The sequence below is a fragment of the Rhodococcus rhodochrous genome (genome assembly GCF_014854695.1).
Taxonomy (GTDB): domain Bacteria; phylum Actinomycetota; class Actinomycetes; order Mycobacteriales; family Mycobacteriaceae; genus Rhodococcus.
On the sequence record NZ_CP027557.1, the window covers coordinates 5,012,555 to 5,029,984 of the forward strand.

Consider the following 17,430-nt stretch of genomic DNA (forward strand, 5'->3'; position numbering starts at 1 on the left):
TTCCACCCCCTGAGCGGCGGTGTTTCTTTGTCACATCTCGCCGAACTCGTCGCCTGGAGTTCGGAGTTCGGGCACCTGCCACCTGCAGACGACGGCACCCCCGGGCCGTGATGGCCCGGGGGTGCCGTGGAGATTCGACGAAAGGTCAGCGTCGGGCGAGGATCGCTCCCAGGGCGACGCCCGCCAGCGCGATACCGGCGCCCACTCCTGCCGACAGCAGAACCGTTGCTGCCGAGGGCGTTCCGGCCGGTTCCGGTGCAGCTGCTGCGGCGGCAGCCACGGGCAGCGCGGTGGTCCTCACGCCCGCACCCTCGGCGACCTCGGCCACCTCGGCTCCGTTCACGCCCGCGACGGCTGCGGCTTCGGGCGCACTCGGTGCCACCGGCAGACCGTTGGCGATCACACCGTCGATGCCGTTGAAGAACACGCCGGCCATCTTCTTCGCAACACCGGTGATCATCCGCTGCCCGACGCCCCCGACCATGCCGCCGACGACCGCGTCCGCGTCGTAGGTGAGCACGGTGCCACCGTCACGTTCTTCGAGACGCACCGCCACGTCCGCCTTGACCGTTCCCGGAGCACCGGAGCCCGACGCCGTCATGACGAACGATTCGGGACGATTCTGCTGCGACAGCACCACTTCCCCGTCGTAGGTGCCCTTGATGGAGGCCACCCCGGCGGTGATGGACAGCTTGTAGTGGTTGTCGCTGATCTGCTCGAGCGACTGCACGCCCGGGATCGTCGCCGCGAGAACACGGCCGTCCTGCAGGCTGTCGTACACCACGTCGGGGGGTGCCTGCAGTTGCGCGGTACCGGCGATTCTCATTCGTTCTCCTTGTTTCGGGACGCCGCGTGGGTCAGACGCAGCTCGAACAACTCCGAGGGGGAAATCGGCATGCTGGTGATCGGGATGCCCTCCGCGTCCTCGACGGCCGCGGCGATCACCGCCGAGGTGGGGATGACACCGGCCTCGCCGGCGCCCTTCATTCCGAGAGGATTGAGCGTGGACGGGGTGACGGTGTGGTCCATCTCGAGGGAGTCGGGCATCTCCGTCACGAAAGGCATGAGGAAGTCCATGTACGACGCGTTGAGCATCTGCCCGTGCTCGTCGTAGACGATCTTCTCGTAGAGCGCGCCGCCGATGCCCTGCGCGACCGCGCCTTGCACCTGGCCCTCGACGATGCGCGGATTGATGACGTTGCCGCAGTCGTGCACCACCGCGTACCGAAGCACCCGGATCTCGGCGGTGACAGGATCGGTCTCGACGATCGCCGCGTGGATTCCCGATGCGAACGTCGACGTGGGCGGCGAATAGTAGCCGGTCGCCTCGAGGCCGGGCTGCTCACCCTCGAGGACGGGCGGCACCGACATGTCGGTCTCGGCGTTCGCAAATCCCGTTGCGCGGCGGGACGCATCGTCGAAGGCGTAGCGGAGCGGGTTCGACAGCACGGCCACGACACCGAGCGGGATCGAGGTTCCCTCGGCGCCGGGTTCGGTGCCCACCACGCACACGTGCCCCTCGCGCAGTTCGAGATCGGCGACGTCGGCGTGGAGATGGTCCGCGGCGATCTTCTTCGCCTTCTCCGCCACCATCTGCGCGGCGACATGGAAGGCGGAACCGGACATCACGGCACCGCGCGAGGCGAACGTGCCGACCGCGTAACCGAATCGACGGGTGTCGCCGGTGACGATCTCGACGTCGGAGACCGGCACACCGAGATCGTCCGCGACGATCTGCGCGAAGGAGGTCTGGTGCCCCTGGCCCTGAGTCGTCAGGCCTGTGGCGGCCTTGACCTTGCCCGAGGTCTCGATGAGCACGTGTGCGCCCTCGTACGGGCCCGGTCCCGTGCCCTCGACGTACGCTCCCACACCGATGCCGACGCGACGGCCCTCGGCGCGGGCGCGTTCCTTGTACTCCGCGAACTCGTCCCAGCCGATGAGCTTCCTGAGCTTGTCCATCCCGGCCTGGTAGTCACCGCTGTCGTAGATGAGCGGGCGACCGTCCTGGAAGATCAGATGGAAGTCGTAGGGCATCTCCTCGGGGCGGATGAAGTTGGTCTCGCGGACCTCGAGGACATCCTTGCCGAGATGCTTGGCGATGGCGTCCATCGCCCGTTCCATCGCGAACACGCCCTGGGGCCGTCCCGCGCCGCGATAGGGCGTGACGATGACCGTGTTGGTGTACAGCGAGTAGGCGTCCACCCGGAAGGCGCGCGGCTTGTAGGGGCCGAGCACCTGCGTGGAGGTGTTGAGCAGCACGATGATTCCGTACGGCAGGTACGCGCCGTTGTCGTGCCAGATCGAGAAGTCGAAGGCCAGCAACCGGCCGTCGTCGTCGAACCCGACGGTGACCTCGTGGATCTGCCCGCGCTCGTGGGCGCTGGAGACGAAATGTTCGCGCCGGTCCTCGACCCACTTGACCTCGTTGGAGATCCCGGCCTGCCCCAGCTTGCGCGCGGCCCAGGTGACCATGACCTCCTCGGGCCACGGGTGGACGATCTTCACACCGAAACCGCCGCCGACGTCGGGGGCGATGCAGTGGACCTTGTTGTGCGCCATGCCCAATCGCGCTGCGATCGCGGCACGGGCAGAGGTCGAGGTCTGGGTGGACGTCCAGAAGGTCAACGCCTTCTCGTCGTCGTCCCAGCGGGCGTAGACGCCCTTGCCCTCCATCGGCATCGACGCCGAACGTTCGATCTCGAGGTCGAGGGTCAGCGTGTGCGGTGCCGCGGCGAGTTCCGCCTCGATGTCGCCGAAACCGTGCTGGAGATGCGCCGCGACGTTGTCGGGCACATCCGGGTGGACGACGTGCTCGGCGTTGCGTGCGGTGTCGACACCGACCACCGCCGGAAGGGCCTCGTAGGTGATGTCGATCAGCGCGCAGGCGTCCTCGGCGATGTACCGGTTGTCGGCGACGACCATCACGATCGCCTCACCGACATGGTTCACCTCGTCCTTCGCGAGCGGATATCCGTTGCGCGGAGCGGTGATCGCGGGGTGCGGGATGAGCAGCGGGAGGTTCTCGGCCATCTCGGGCGAGTCGGCCTCGAGATCGTCGTAGGTGTAGATGGCGTGCACGCCCGGCAGTTCGAGCGCCGCGTCGACGGCGATGTCGAGGATGCGAGCGTGGGCGTGCGGCGACCGCACGAAGGCCGCAGCGAGAGCGCCGTGCCCGAGATCGTCGAGATAGCGACCGTTGCCGCTGACGAGCCGGTTGTCCTCGACGCGTGGGATGGGCTTGCCGAACGACTTGCCCGACTCGGTGGCACCGCCGATGTCGGCGGGAGCGAGGTCGGTCGTCGTGCTCGTCGAGGTGGAGTTGGAGACGGGCGAATCGGAGACACTGGTCATGCTCGTCCTGCCTTTCCTCCGACCGGAGCGGTGGTGCCGCGAACCTTGGCGTCGAGCGAGGCACGGGCCGCCTCGCTGTCGGGGCCGAGCGGTGAGCCTCCGGACCGTTCACGTTTGATCTCGGCGGCGCGCAACACGGCCGCCCGGATGTTCTGATAGCCCGTGCACCGGCACAGATTGCCCGCGATCGCCTCGGTCGCCTCCTCGTGGGTGGGCGACGGGTTCTCCTCGAGGAAGGCGGCGATCGTGGTGACGAATCCCGGTGTGCAGAAACCGCATTGCAGACCGTGACAGTCGACGAACGCCTCCTGTACGGGATGCAGGGTGCCGTCCGGTTCGACGAGCCCTTCGACCGTCGTCACCGATCGGCCCTCGAGGCTCGCGGCGAGCACGAGGCACGACCGCACCGGCTTGCCGTCGAGCAGCACCGTGCACGCGCCGCACACACCGTGCTCGCATCCCACGTGGGTGCCGGTCTGGCGGAGGTGATGACGGATCGCGTCCGATGCCAGCGTGCGCGAGGGCAGCACGACCGTCTGCGTCACGCCGTTGAGGGCGAAGGTCACGGCGACGTGGTGCTCGCCGGTCTCCGCCTGCATCTCGTCGACCTGTTCGGCGACGGTCCGCCGCGAGGCGTCGCGACCACCCTTGTGGATCGAACTCGTCATCGACTTCCTCCCGTGTGCATCGGTACCCGTGTGTCGTCACGGATCGCGTCCTGCGCGGCCGCGAAGCCGACACGGCCGGTCAGTGCCGCCACCAGCTGCGACCGGTAGCGGTCGGTGGCGTGGATGTCCGCCTCCGTCTCGACGGTCTCGCGTGCCTTCTCCGCGACCTGCTGCCAGAGCGGGTCGCGCTCGTCGTGCGCCGAGGCGCCGCGCAGGATGTCGGTGTAGTCGACGACCTGCCCGAGCTCTCCTGCGGAGACGTAGGTCATCCGGGCGGACGTCACCGCGCCGTCCTCGACCTCCACCTGCGCGACCACGCCGACGAGGGCGTAGTCGCCGTGGCGTCGTGCGATCTCGTCGATGGCGGTGCCGGTGCCCGGACGCGCCGCCGGCACCGTCACGCTGGTCGCGATCTCGTCGGCTTCGAGGGTCGATTCGAGCGGGCCGGCGAACAGCTCCGAGGCGGAGATCTGCCGGACTCCGCGCACCGAGCGGACGGTGAGCGTTCCGCCGAGCAGCGACAGCACGGCCGGCATCTCCGCGGACGGATCGGCGTGGACGATCGATCCGACGGTCGTTCCGCGATTACGGATGGTCGGGTGTGCGACCAGGCGGAGCGCGCGGCCCAGCAGGGGCTGGACCTGCGCGACCGTCGGATCGGATTCGAGCGCTGCGTGGGTGGTGAGCGCGTCGAAGGTGACGCCGAGTTCCGGCGAAGCGGAGATCGCATCGAGGCGCGGAATGGAGCCGATGTCGACGAGGTGAGCCGGTGCCGCCAGGCGCATCGACAGCAGCGGAATCAGTGACTGGCCGCCGGCGAGCACTTTGCCCTCGTGCGCGACCCCAGCGAGGATCTCGCAGGCTTCATCGATCGACCGCGGTCGGTGATAGGTGAGTGGCGACGGTTTCATTGAACAGATCCTGCCCGCATAGTGCGATCGACGTTTCGTGGAGAAGTGACAAAGCTCACCGGTCGACAATGTCAGATGTAATAGAGGTCACGCGAACTCCTTCACCCTTCCCGCGCCGCTCTCGCCGTCGGGATCGGGCTCCGTCCGGACCGGTTCTCCCTGTTCGGATGGGGTATCGGGGTCTTCGGGTGCGATGTCCTCGGGAGCGATGACCCGGCAGAGGTGATAGAGACCGATCACGACGATGGTGCCCAGCGCGATACCGCTCAGCGAGAACGTATCGGTGAACTCGAGGCTGGTGTCGCCGATCGCGATGATCAGGCCGGCCGCGACGGGCATGAGGTTGCGCGGGTCGCCGAAGTCGACACCGTTCTCCTTCCAGATCTTGGCGCCGAGCAGGCCGATGATGCCGTAGAGGACCACGGTGATACCGCCGAGGACGCCGCCCGGGGTCGCGGAGATGACCGCGCCGAACTTCGGGGAGAAGCCGAGGAGCATGGCGATGACGCCGGCTGCCGCGTAGGCCGCCGTCGAGTACACGCGGGTCGCGGCCATGACGCCGATGTTCTCCGCGTAGGTCGTCGTCGGGGAACCGCCGACACCGGTGGCGAGGGCCGTGGCGAGACCGTCACCGGCCAGTGCGCGTCCCATCATGGGGTCGAGGTCGGTCTTGGTGATCTCGGCGACCGCCTTGACGTGTCCGGCGTTCTCGGCGATCAGGGCGATGACGCCGGGCAGGACGAGCACGATGAAGGTGAGGCTGAACGACGGGGCGTGGATGCCGACGACACCGGCGGCTTCGTCCGTGAACGGCGGCAGACCGAACCACGGAGCGGACGCAACGCCTTCCCAGTTCACGCGGAAGTGTTCGGTGACGGCGTCGGCGCCGGCGTCGTAGGAGGTGATCGGTCCGCTGATGCGGTCGAGAACCCAGGACAGTGCGTAGCCGAACAGCAGTGCCAGGAAGATGGCGACGCGACCGAGGAATCCGCGCAGCACGACGCTACCCACGATCAGCGCGATCATCACCGTCAGTGCGACCCATTGGTCCTGTGGCCAGTAGGTGCCGGCCACGACCGGCGCCAGGTTGAAGCCGATGAGCATGACCACCGCGCCGGTGACGACCGGCGGCAGGATCTTGAAGACCAGCGAGCCGCCGAGGAAGTGGATCACCACACCGATCGCGGCGAGCACGAGCCCGGAGACCATGATCGCGCCGGTGACCTCCGACGGCGAGCCGCCCTGGGCGTAGATCGCGGCGATGCCGCCGACGAAGGCCGCGGAGGTTCCCAGATAGCTGGGGATCCGGCCCTTCACGACGGCGAGGAAGAAGAGGGTGCAGAAGCCCGAGAGCATCACTGCGAGTTGCGGGTTGAGACCCATGATGATCGGGAAGACGAACGTGGCGCCGAACATCGACACCACGTGCTGGCCGCCCAGACCGATCGTGCGGCCCCAACTCAGGCGCTCCATCGGCGCCACGACCTGACCCGGTTCTATGTTCTTGCCGTCTCCGTGCACTGTCCAGATGGGCATATCGGACCTTTCAGCAGAGTGTGGGTGCCGATAGAGTTCACGTGGATTGTTACGCCTGTGTTGCCGATCACACGTGTACTTCGGTAGCCGCAAACGCTAACGGAGCAGCTCCGGCCCGGCGTGGGAGGAATCTGCCATGAGCGACCCTCCGAAATTGGCAAGATCGGTGGTTGATCGTCAGGAATCGATTCCGCGCATCGCGATGATCTTGAGCGCGAGCGAAAGGTCCAACCGCAGTTCGGGCTGTTCAGTGAAGGGACCGAGGATCTTTTCCAGTTTCGCCACACGATAGCGCAGAGTGTTGTAATGAAAATGTAACTGGCGCGCGGCTTCTGCGATGTTGATGTTGGTGGCGAGGAGCACCTCGAGGGTACGGCACATGTCCTGCGCCTCGGCCGTGCCGTCGGTCAGTTCCTTGAGCGTCTCGCGCGCGAACGACTCGAGTTCCTCGGTGTCCTCGACGAGGCTCAGCAACCGGTACACACCCAGATCGTCGAAATGGGTCACCGCCCACGGACCGGAGATCTTGCGTCCCACTTCGAGTGCCGTGCGCGCCTGCGCGTAGAGCGCCGGCAGGTCGTCGGTGGACGACGACGCACGCGAAACCCCCACACCGAACGGCCGACGCCCTCCCCCGCCGGCTCCGCGCACCAGGGCGACGAGTTCGTGCACGAGGGTCATCGTGTCGCTGCCCTCACCCATGAGTACGACGGTCTCGGTCGCCAGAGCTGTGACGGACGCTCCGGAATCGCGCCCGGCCAGCGCACCCGCGAACGCGCGGGCCTGCCGTTCCACGACGGGCAGTCGCGCCGGTGCCGCCGAGGAATCGTCGTCCACGCGATCGGGTTCGACGGCGACCACCACCACCGGGCGGTCGAGATTCCAGCCGAACATCTGCGCGTGCACGATCACCTGTTCGGGTTCACCGGCGCGGCCGCGCAACAGGTCCCGGACGAAGTTGGCCCGGTGCTTCTCCTCGACCGCGGACACCGCGAGCTCACGACTGACGACGAGCGCACACACCGTCGCCGCCTGCTCCACGAGATACAGATCCGGGGCGGAGAGATCACGTGCAGGACAGAAGAATACGAGCCGACCGTGGTCGATGCCGTTGGCGGAGATCGCGGCGATCGCCACGTACTCGTCGCCGAAGCGGTGCAGACCGAGACCGCCCTCGATCGAATCGGTGCGCACCCGGCCAGTCGGGTCGACGGCCGCCGTCGAGGACAGCCACGCGAAGTCGGATTCCCTCCCGGCCCGGTAGGTCTGGCGTCCGTCCGGGGTGGTGATGAGGACCGCCCCGCCGAGCCGGCGCGAGATGCCTTCGGCGAGCGCCCTGTGCCCACCGCCCGCCATGACGATCTCGAGGAGGCCGCGACGGAGGTGATCCGCCTCGAAGACCGCTTCCACCTGAGCGACGGCCATGTCGCGGAGACCCCGCGCGAGCCGATGATCCGCGACGACCTCCTCCGGCGTCGTCAGCACCGGGAGGGGAACGTCGTCCGTGAGGCCCTGTGGCAGGGGATGTCCGGTGTCGAGCCGGACCACGAGTGCCGAGACCTCGCTCCGGTCCAGCCGCGCCAGGAAGTCGGTGATCGGCACGGCGAGTCGCGCGAGCACGGTGGTGGAGGTGACGAGCAGCAGCCCCGGACGCAGCCAGGGACCGATCTCGGGGAGCATCATCACCGCGACCCCGGTGACAGGTCGCGCCGTGGAGACGTCACCGGCAAGCACCGTCGGTGCGACGAGGAGACCCGAGGAGACGACGTCTGCGAGCGGGCACGGTTCGAATACGACCGCTGCGCTGTCCTCCGGATCGGCTGCGCTGCGTCCCGGTTCGGATGCGCTGGGCCCCGGTTTCTCAGCCTTGCGCACCGTCACAGCACTACCCGTCCACCTGCCAGTCGTTCACCCCCGCATGGGAGACACGTGACATTAGAGGGCTGCCGCAACACCGTCAATCGCAGGCGGACAATCCGCAGGTCGGGCAGCGCGTCCCGCCGGCACCCGGTGGATGGGTCCGCGCAGTGTCGCAAGGCTGCGCCCGGTGGCACCGCGCGTGCTCACGAGGATCTCGGCAAGGATCGACACGGCCGTCTCCTCCGGGGTACGCGCCCCGAGGTCGAGTCCGATCGGCGAGTGCAGTCGTCCCAGTTCGTCGGCCGACAGACCGGCCTCGCGCAACAGGGCGACGCGGCGCTCGTGCGTGGAGCGACTGCCCATCGCCCCGATGTATCCGGCCTCGCAGCGGAGGGCGCGTTCGAGCAGCGGGATGTCGAACTTCTCGTCGTGGGTGAGGACCGCGACGACCGTGGTGGGGTCGATCGGCGCCGACTCGAGGAAGATGTGCGGCCACGCCACCACGATCTCGTCGGCGTCGGGGAACCGGGCGGGCGTCGCGAAGACGGGCCGGGCGTCGATCACCGTCACGCGATAACCGGCGAACTTCCCCAGCGTGCACAGGGCGGACGCGAAGTCGATGGCGCCGAAGACGTACATCCGCGGTCGCGGCGCGAAGATCTCCACGATCTGCCCGCACACCTCGTCGACGTAGACCTCCGAATCGCCGTAGGACAGGCGCAGGCGCACCTCGGCTTCGGGATCGGTGCCGTCGTCCCCGTCGAGGGTGACCACACGATGGCCGGCGGACTCGCGGTCGGTGACGACGGCGACCGGCTCTCCCGCCCCGATCCGCCGTGCCACCTCGGTGAACTCGGGATAGGTTGCGGCATCCACCCGCTGCACGAACACCTCGATGGTGCCGCCGCAGGTGAGGCCCACGCCGAAGGCGTCGTCGTCGGTGACGCGGAAGACCTCGGTCCGTGCGCGCCCGTCGGCGAGCACGTCACCCGCGATGTCGTACAGGGCGCCTTCGATGCACCCTCCCGAGACACTGCCCACCACTTCACCCGACTGCGAGACGGCCATCGCGGCGCCGGGTTCGCGCGGCGACGACTTCCACGTGCGAACGACGGTCGCGAGCGCGAAGGTCTCACCGTCGTCGAACCATCGCGACAGCTCGTCGAGAATGTCCCGCACAGCGGCCTCCTTACCGGTGTGTCACAGACGCGCGGCGACGGCCAGCGCGACGTGGTCGTGGAAGGGGCGCGCGACGATCTGCACGCCGATGGGCATGCCGTCGCTCGTCCGCCCGACAGGGACGACGACGGACGGGAAGCCGGTGACGCTGATCGTGCGGCAGCTCGCCAGCGCCTCCTGCCAGGTGAGCAGCCGGTCGCCGACAGCGAAACGATCGTCGCCGAGCGGAGGCGCCCCGATGGACGCGACCGGCAGCACCAGCACGTCGCCCATCTCGGCGAGCAGACGATGGATCAGCGCGGTGCGCCACGCCCAGAGGCCTTCCACCTCCCGGTGCTCGGCGCGACCGACCGTGGACAGCAGGTCGCGGATGACGGCGCCGAACCGGTCGGGACTCGCCAGCGCGTCGATGTCGGTGTGGGTCTGGGTGGCCCGCAATCGCCCGAACAGCTCGTTCCCCTCGACCAGCGCCGACCCGCAGTACGGATGCGCACCGAGGCGCCGCGCGCTCTCCCGGACGACGTCCACGATCTCGTCGACGACGGGGACGGTGCCGTCCCCGTCCGCCCAGGTGATCGTCAGAGCGTCGACGTCGACGGTCGCCGGATCGGTCCACGCGACGTGCGGTTCGGAGATCACGCGCAGGGCGAGGACGAGGTCGTCGAGGTTCCGCGCCATGGGTCCGACGGTCTGCAGCGCGCCGTGCACCGTCGTGGGATTGGCCCGCACGTGATCGCCGACGAGCACCCCCGGGTACTGACCGTCCGCGGACACCCGGCCGACGGTGGGGCGGATGGAGCACAGGCCGGTGCAGTGTGCGGGCCAGCGCACGGACCCGCCGAAGTCGGTGCCCAGCCCGAGGACGCTCATGCCCGACGCGATGGACGCGGCTTCGCCGCCGCTGGATCCGCCGGGTGAGCGCGGCGACTCGAGGCTGCCGAGTGGGTTCACGGCCGGTCCGAACATCTCGCTGTCGGTGAGCCCGGAGGTTCCGAATTCGGGTGTGTTGGTCTTGCCGACGAGGATCGCGCCGGCCGCCTTCATCGCGGCGACGGCCGGTGCGTCGACGACGGGGACGTTGTCGGCCAGCGCCCTCGAGGCGGCCGTCGTGCGCACGCCGGCGGTGGCGATGAGGTCCTTGACGGTGAACGGCACCCCGGCGAGCGGTCCGGCCACCTCGCCGCGGTCGAGGCGCTGGTCGAGAGCGTCGGCCTCGGCGAGGGCACTCTCCGCCGCGACGGTGACGATCGCGTTGAGGCGCGTGTTCTGCTCGGCGATCAGTGCGAGGTGGTCCTCGACGACCCGGCGGGCGGTGACCTCGCGATTGCGGACCACGGCGGCGATCGACCGCGCATCGGCGCCGGTCCACGTGCCGGTGCGCTCGGTGTCGAGCGTCGGGGATCGACCGTCTACCGCCACTGGCCCTCCTTGGTCTGCGTTCGACGAGAACGCTATGGCCGGCTCCGGTCCCCTCCTACGTCCACACTCCACAGGAAGCCGGTCGCCGCGGTGTGAAGAGTTGATACTTTCCCGCCGGAACTGGCCTGAGAGGATCGGGGAATGATTCCGTCCTGGGCTCGTCTCGCGTTCGCCGTGTTCGCGGTGAGCTGGGGCGCCAATCAGTTCGCCCCGATGCAGCTCGTCTACCGCGACCACCTGGGACTCGGCAGCGACTCGTTCACCGCCATGCTCGGCTCCTACATCCTCGGGTTGATTCCCGCCCTGCTCTACTTCGGGCGCGTGGCCGACCGGATCGGGCGTCGTCCGGTGATCCGGGCGATGATCCCGGTGAGCATCGTGTCGTCGATCGTCCTGCTTCTCGGCGCCGACATCCCCGCGCTGCTGTATCTCGGCCGGGTCCTCGCCGGATTGGCATCCGGGATGGCGTTCGGAGCCGGCACCGCGTGGATGAAGGAACTGAGTGAGGGTCCGGGTGTGGGAGCGCGCCGGGCCGCCGTCTCACTGTCGGCGGGATTCGGCAGCGGTGCCCTGTTCGCCGGTCTCATCGCGCAGTGGCTCCCCACTCCCGACCGCCTGCCCTATCTCGTGCACATCGCTCTGATGGTGGTCGCGGTGGTGCTGGTGTGGGCCGTCCCCGACGCGCACCGGCCCCGCACCGTGCAGGGCTCGTGGCGCCTGTCCACCCTGTCGTCCCCGCGTTTCCGGTGGGGTGTCGTGCCGTGGGCTCCGTGGGTCTTCGGATGCGCGACCGTCTCGTTCGCGACGATGCCGCCGATCGTCTCGGATCGGGTGGACAGCGTGGCCGTCGCGTTCACCGGTGTGGTCGCCGCCCTGACCCTGCTCACCGGTGCGTTGATCCAGCCCGTGGCCCGACGCATCACCCGGCACGGTGAGGATCGCGGCGTGTGGACCGGGGTGGGCCTGGGGGTGCTCGGCTTCGTGACCGCCGGCGTCGCGGTGCTCGGCGACGGCCCGGTATCGGTGCTCGCCGTCCTCGTCACCGCCGTCCTCCTCGGCGGGGGGTACGGCATGCTGCTCGTCTCCGGTCTCGTCACCGTCGAGCACATCGCTCCGCCGGACGAGCTGGCACAGACCGTCGCCGTCTTCTACTGCCTGATCTATCTGGGCTTCGCGGTGCCCTTCGTCATCTCGCTCGCCGCACCTCACATCGGGTTCGTCGCATGCTTTGCGGTCGCCGTGGCGCTGCTCGTGCTCGCGCTCGTCCCCCGGAAACTGCTCGCCGATCAGGAAGCGACCCTCGTCGGCTCACGCTGAGCGAGGCCGACGGGGTCCAGGCCGACGGGTTCCAGGCCGACAGGTTCCAGGCCGACAGGTTCCAGGGCGCGGACCTGCCCGAGCAGATCCGACAGCGCGCGAGCGACCTCCTCGGGACGGTCGGCGAGAACCCGGTGACCGGCACCGACGAACCGCACGAGGTTCGCGTGCGGCAGTCGCGCCGCCATCGCCTCCGACAACGACAAGGGCACGAAGACGTCCTCCGTGCCCGCCGCGACGACCACCGGCACTCTCGCGAGCACATCGAGGGCGGCGGACTCGTCGAGCACCGCGAAGTCGGCCAGCAGCCGCGACCAGGTGACGACCGACGTCTCGTTCGACAGCGCCGACCCGACCACCCGCAACCACGATTCCTCCGTGCGCCTGCGGGCGGCGACCGTGCACACGCGGCCTCCGGCGCGCTTCGACAGTTCCATCACGCGAGGTACGCGCGACACCGCCCGGTGCACGATGGAGGCGGCGGGATGGCGTAGATAGCGTCCGATACCGCCGTCCGCGAGTCCCGATGCGGCGGTGGCGATCAGACCCGCACCCACGATGCGGCCGCCGACTGCATCGGGGTGACGGCGGGCGTAGGACAGCGCGACCATGCCGCCCATCGAATATCCCACCAGCACCACCGGTCCGTCCGGCGCGAGGGTCCGGAGCACCGCATCGAGATCGTCCGACATCCCGGAGACCGTGCACGCGGTGGCGTCGCCGGTCCCGGAACGACCGTGTCCTCGCTGGTCGTAGCGGACGATGCGCAGACCCGGCATGTCCACCGATTCGCAGACGGCATCCCAGCTCGCGGCGTCCTGGCAGTGCCCGTGCAGGCACACGAGGGTCAGATCCGCATCCCGTGGTCCGGTCATCGTGGCGGCCAACGGCACTCCGTCGTCGGCGACGACGGTCACACGAGTGATCGTGTTCGGGTCCGGACTCGATGTCGGCTCGGCCATCTCGCCTCCTGCACAGCGCATCTGCAGGAGTTGTCGCGTCACCCTCGGGTGCCGTTAACCGCCGACATCGAATCGTGACGTCCGGTCGTCAGCGCGGAGCGAGCGCCCGGATCATCGGCGCGGGATCGCCCGAGGGCACCAGGGCGATGGCCGGGGTGGTCACGCCCGCCTCGACGTAGCGCTCCACGTGCTCGCGGCATGCCTCGGGTTCGCCGTGGATCACGAGGGCGTCCACCACGTGGTCCGGGATCGCTTCGAGGGCGGCCTTGCGGTCGCCTTCCGCCCATGCCTTCCACATGCCGGCGAAATCGTCCGAACGGCCGAGGAATTCGTGGAAGGCCCGGTAGACGGGGACGTTCATGTAGGCGGCGATCATGCGTCGGCCGATGGCGCGGGCGGTCTCGGTGTCGAAGCCGGGGAGCACGAAGATCCGCGCGACGATCTCCTTGTTCTCGCCGCCCTCGTGGACGTAGGGCGCCACGGTGCGGACGTCGTCGGCGGACAGCCAGTTGATGATGGCCCCGTCGGCCTCACGTCCGGCCAGACGCAGCATGCCCGGCCGTAGCGCCGCCAGCAGCACCGGCGGCGTCGGGTCGGGTACGACGCCGGCCCGGAAGCCGTCGACCGCGAAGGTGTCGTACTTCTCGGAGACCTTCTCCCCCGACAGGGCCGCACGCAGGAACCGCAGGGTGTCGCGGGCGCGCTTGAACGGTTCTTCGAAGGGGATGCCGTTCCACTTCTCCACGATGACGTCGGAGGAGGTGCCCACCCCGAGCACGAAGCGGCCGGGTGCGGCCGCGGCGAGACTCGCGGCGGACATGGCCAGCGTCGCGGGACCGCGGGTGTAGACGGGGACGATCGCGGTACCCAGGCGCAGGCTGGGAGCCCACACGCTCGCCAGGGTGAGCGGGGTGAACGCATCGGCGGCGCCGGCCTCGGACGACCACACGTCCGTGTATCCGAGGTCTGGGAGCTCCTCGATGATGCGTCGCTGGTCGGGCAGGGGGATGCCGTCGAGCGGGACGGTCAGGCCCCATCGTCGTGTCGTGTTCTCCGTCATGACCGTCACCCTAGCCACACTGTGGTTCAGGTCATACCCGGGCGTGTTTCGGACCGACGGATCGGGCCCGCCCCGCGGCCGCTCCGGTCCCCGTATGCTCGCGAGTCGTGCGTATCGATCAGTTGTGGCGTTATCCGGTGAAGTCGTTCGGGGGCGAACGGATCGACGCCGCAGCGATCGAAGCGGACGGCCTGCGCGGTGATCACCTGTGGGCGCTGGTCGACGCCGAATCCGGAAACATCGCGAGTGCGAAACGTTTCCGCCGCTACGGGCTGCTGCTGACCTGCTCGGCGCGACTTCTGAGCGACGACGACCCCCGCGATCCGGCGGCACTCGAACTGACGCTGGCCGACGGCACGGTGGTGCGCGGCGACGATCCCGAGGTCGACGACCTGCTGTCGAAGCTGGTCGGTCACGACGTGCGGCTCGAACCGCGCGACCGCACCTACGACGAGGCGCCGCTGCATCTCGTCTCCCGATCCGCGGTGGAGGCGCTCGGCACCGGCGACCCCACCGATGTGGCGTTGCGCCGGTTCCGGCCGCAGCTGGTCGTCGACACTCCGGACACGACCGGTTTCGTGGAGGACGAATGGATCGGCCGACGGGTGTCGGTGGGCTCGGTGGTCCTCGAACCGCACAAGCGCACCGCGCGGTGCGTCATGGTGACGCTCCCCCATCAGGAGGTTCCCGCGCGGCGCGACATGCTGCGTGAGGTGACGCACGCGCATCAGGTGCCCAATGTGCCGGAGGGCAAGCCGATGCCGTGCATCGGTGTCTACGCGACCGTCCTGACTCCCGGCGACATCACCGTCGGCGACGAAGTCGGGATCGGGTAAACCGGTCACTTCCCGGCGAGGTAATCCTCGACGAGGATCTTCTTCTGCACCTTGCCCATGGCGTTGCGCGGAAGAGCGTCGACGGTACGGATCTCGCGGGGACGCTTGTGGATCGAGAGGGTCTGCGCAACGAAGTCCGAGAGCTCGCTCGGATCACGGAGATCCCCGACGACGTAGGCCACGATCCGCTGTCCGAGATCGTCGTCCGGCACACCCACCACCGCGGCCTCCTGCACGCCCGGATGGTTCAGCAGCGCATGCTCCACCTCGCCGGCGCCGATCCGGTAGCCGCCGGACTTGATCATGTCGACCGATTCGCGGCCGACGATGCGGTGGAAGCCCTGGTCGTCGATCACGGCGATGTCGCCGGTCCTGAACCAGCCGTCCTCGGTCATCGACTCCGCGGTCTTCTCGGGATTGTTCAGGTAGCCGTCGAACAGCGTCGCACCGGAAACCTCCAGCCGGCCGAGGGTTTCGCCGTCGTGCGCCACGAGGTTGCCGGCCTGGTCACGCAGGCGCGTGGAGACCCCGGCGATCGGCAGACCCACCCAGCCGGGCCGGCGCTCACCGTCGTGGCGGGTGCTGATCGTGATGATCGTTTCGCTCATCCCGTACCGCTCGATCGGCGCGGAGCCGGTGAGGGCGAGCATGCGCTCGAAGACAGGCACGGGCAGGGGTGCACTGCCCGACACCAGGAGTCGCGCGGACGACAGTGCGCGAGCGGACGATTCATCGGCGACGACCCGCGACCACACGGTGGGAACACCGAAGTACAGCGAACCACCGGCTGCCGCATAGGCTTCGGGCTTGGGTCGCACGGTGTGCACGAGTGGCGAGCCCTGCCGGAGCGCGCCGACGACACCGAGGATGAGTCCGTGGACGTGGAACAGCGGAAGTCCGTGGACGAGTGTGTCGTCGGACGTCCAGTTCCACGCCTCGGCGAGACCGTCGAGACCGGCCGCCACGGCGGACCGCGAGAGCACGACTCCCTTGGGGGCACCGGTGGTTCCCGAGGTGTACATGATCATCGCAGCGCTACCCGGATCGGCCTCGGCGTGCGAGGACGACGAACGCGCGCTCGCGTCGACCGGGATCGCAGGCAGGATGACGTCGTCGGGGGCAGTGCCGAGCCATACCTGCGCACCCGAGTCCTTCAGGATGTGCGCGCGCTCGGCCGGGCCGGAATCCGGCGGCACGGGCACCGCGGCCACACCGGCCATGAGGCATCCGGTCGTGGCGATCACCGTCTCGATGCTCGCGGTGGCGTCGATGGCGACCCGTGAGGAACCGGCGACCTCGTCGGCCACCGCGGCGGCGGCCGCGATCAGTTCGGATCGGGTGAGCGAGACGTCTCCGACGCGGACGGCGTTGCGGTCGTCGCCACCTGCTCCGGACTCGGTGAGCGAGGTCAGCAACGGCACGGGCGTGGTGGTGGTCATCGGTGGGTCCCTTCTCGACGTCCTGCCGGACGGTGTCGCGCAGCGTTTGGTCCACATTGCGGACCGCCGTGCTACGATGCGGTCCGGCTCAACCTATAACCCGTGACGCCTGCCGTCAACGACGCGCGAAAGGTTCCGATGAACAGCGTTCTCACCGCACTCCGCGTGTTCGAGGAGGTCGCGACCACGCAACCGGTCGGGCTCTCGGAGTTGAGCAAGCGCCTCGACGTCCCCAAGAGCACCGTGCAGCGGTGCCTCAGGACCCTCGCCGAAGCCGGCTGGCTGCGGCCCTCGACGGCGAACGCCGGGCAGTGGGTCATCACCGGCCGCGCGTTCAGCCTGGGCAGTGCGATGTCGTCCGGCGACGACCTGCGCGAGGTCGCACTGCCCGAACTGAACCGCCTGCAGGCGGAGACGGGTGAGACGATCCATCTCGCCGTGCCGGACGGGAACGAACTGGTCCTGATCGAGCGGCTCGACAGCGCCCATCAACTCCGCGCCTTCCTGGCGCTCGGTACGCGCCTGCCCCTGCACGCCGCGTCCACCGGCAAGGCCTATCTCGCGTCGCTGCCCGACGCGCGGATCGAGGACTTCCTCGCCACCGAGCTTCCCTCGCTGACCGAGCACACCGTCACCGACCCGGCGGCGCTGCGCGAGGAGATCGCCGAGATCCGCGCCCGCGGGTACGCCGTGACCGAACAGGGTCTGCACGACGGCATCGCCGCCGTCGCCGTCGCGCTGCGTGGGCGCGGTGGCGCCGTGCGCGGTTGCTTCAGCATCTCGGGCCCGGCCTCGCGACTGACGCCCGACCTCTTCCCCGACTACGGCGCGAAGGCACTGGCAGCGCGGGACGCGATCGAGCGTCGCCTGCCCTGATCCGCTCCGACCAGGA

Annotated in this window: 14 protein-coding genes; 3 read left to right on the forward strand and 11 right to left on the reverse strand. The window is 69.0% G+C overall.

Translation table 11 applies throughout. From position 1 onward, the window contains the following. Positions 1 to 145: 145 nt before the first annotated feature. The 8 genes from C6Y44_RS22850 to C6Y44_RS22885 all read right to left on the reverse strand — a co-directional run bounded on the left by C6Y44_RS22850 (position 146) and on the right by C6Y44_RS22885 (position 10,924). Positions 146 to 826, reverse strand: coding sequence for an SRPBCC family protein (locus C6Y44_RS22850; RefSeq protein ID WP_159417335.1), 681 nt, complete (start codon positions 824 to 826; stop codon positions 146 to 148). Further along, a complete protein-coding gene (cutA, locus tag C6Y44_RS22855; RefSeq protein ID WP_120280622.1) occupies positions 823 to 3,351 on the reverse strand; it encodes an aerobic carbon-monoxide dehydrogenase large subunit in 2,529 nt (842 codons plus the stop codon). Before cutA ends, C6Y44_RS22850 begins: the two co-directional genes overlap by 4 nt. Beyond that, a complete protein-coding gene (locus tag C6Y44_RS22860; protein WP_159417334.1) occupies positions 3,348 to 4,019 on the reverse strand; it encodes a (2Fe-2S)-binding protein in 672 nt (223 codons plus the stop codon). The genes cutA and C6Y44_RS22860 overlap by 4 nt, the downstream gene beginning before the upstream one ends. After that, positions 4,016 to 4,930, reverse strand: a complete 915-nt coding sequence (locus tag C6Y44_RS22865; protein ID WP_159417333.1) for an FAD binding domain-containing protein — start codon at positions 4,928 to 4,930, stop codon at positions 4,016 to 4,018. Before C6Y44_RS22865 ends, C6Y44_RS22860 begins: the two co-directional genes overlap by 4 nt. Positions 4,931 to 5,017: 87 nt before the next feature. Beyond that, complete coding sequence (locus C6Y44_RS22870; RefSeq protein ID WP_159417332.1) at positions 5,018 to 6,466, reverse strand: uracil-xanthine permease family protein; 1,449 nt, start codon at positions 6,464 to 6,466, stop codon at positions 5,018 to 5,020. A 177-nt stretch (positions 6,467 to 6,643) separates the two neighbouring features. Beyond that, positions 6,644 to 8,347: a helix-turn-helix domain-containing protein gene (locus C6Y44_RS22875; RefSeq protein ID WP_159417331.1), complete on the reverse strand. Its 1,704-nt coding sequence runs from the start codon at positions 8,345 to 8,347 to the stop codon at positions 6,644 to 6,646. A gap of 54 nt (positions 8,348 to 8,401) precedes the next feature. Continuing rightward, positions 8,402 to 9,505 carry an XdhC family protein gene (locus C6Y44_RS22880; RefSeq protein WP_159417330.1) on the reverse strand — a complete coding sequence of 368 codons (1,104 nt, stop codon included), beginning with the start codon at positions 9,503 to 9,505 and terminating at the stop codon, positions 8,402 to 8,404. A 21-nt stretch (positions 9,506 to 9,526) separates the two neighbouring features. Beyond that, positions 9,527 to 10,924 carry an amidase gene (locus C6Y44_RS22885; protein WP_159417329.1) on the reverse strand — a complete coding sequence of 466 codons (1,398 nt, stop codon included), beginning with the start codon at positions 10,922 to 10,924 and terminating at the stop codon, positions 9,527 to 9,529. 141 nt (positions 10,925 to 11,065) lie between these two features. Between C6Y44_RS22885 and C6Y44_RS22890 the strand changes: the two genes are divergently transcribed. Further along, complete coding sequence (locus C6Y44_RS22890) at positions 11,066 to 12,241, forward strand: MFS transporter (RefSeq protein ID WP_120280627.1); 1,176 nt, start codon at positions 11,066 to 11,068, stop codon at positions 12,239 to 12,241. On the opposite strand, the gene C6Y44_RS22895 is transcribed toward C6Y44_RS22890, so the two are convergent. Both C6Y44_RS22895 and C6Y44_RS22900 read right to left on the reverse strand, forming a co-directional pair. Further along, positions 12,211 to 13,203 (reverse strand): alpha/beta fold hydrolase, encoded by a 993-nt coding sequence (locus tag C6Y44_RS22895; protein ID WP_159417328.1) that lies wholly within the window; start codon positions 13,201 to 13,203, stop codon positions 12,211 to 12,213. The two genes, C6Y44_RS22890 and C6Y44_RS22895, sit on opposite strands and share 31 nt — an antisense overlap. Positions 13,204 to 13,291: 88 nt before the next feature. Beyond that, complete coding sequence (locus C6Y44_RS22900) at positions 13,292 to 14,263, reverse strand: LLM class F420-dependent oxidoreductase (protein ID WP_016692502.1); 972 nt, start codon at positions 14,261 to 14,263, stop codon at positions 13,292 to 13,294. 107 nt (positions 14,264 to 14,370) lie between these two features. Here C6Y44_RS22900 and C6Y44_RS22905 point away from each other — a divergent pair, with 107 nt between their 5' ends. Beyond that, entirely contained in the window at positions 14,371 to 15,099 is a 729-nt protein-coding gene (locus C6Y44_RS22905) for an MOSC domain-containing protein (protein WP_120280628.1), read from the forward strand. A gap of 5 nt (positions 15,100 to 15,104) precedes the next feature. Here C6Y44_RS22905 and C6Y44_RS22910 read toward each other — a convergent pair whose 3' ends face one another. Further along, positions 15,105 to 16,538 carry an acyl-CoA synthetase gene (locus C6Y44_RS22910; protein ID WP_120280629.1) on the reverse strand — a complete coding sequence of 478 codons (1,434 nt, stop codon included), beginning with the start codon at positions 16,536 to 16,538 and terminating at the stop codon, positions 15,105 to 15,107. A gap of 102 nt (positions 16,539 to 16,640) precedes the next feature. Between C6Y44_RS22910 and C6Y44_RS22915 the strand changes: the two genes are divergently transcribed. Further along, positions 16,641 to 17,414, forward strand: coding sequence for an IclR family transcriptional regulator (locus tag C6Y44_RS22915; RefSeq protein ID WP_225623666.1), 774 nt, complete (start codon positions 16,641 to 16,643; stop codon positions 17,412 to 17,414). Positions 17,415 to 17,430: the final 16 nt, after the last annotated feature.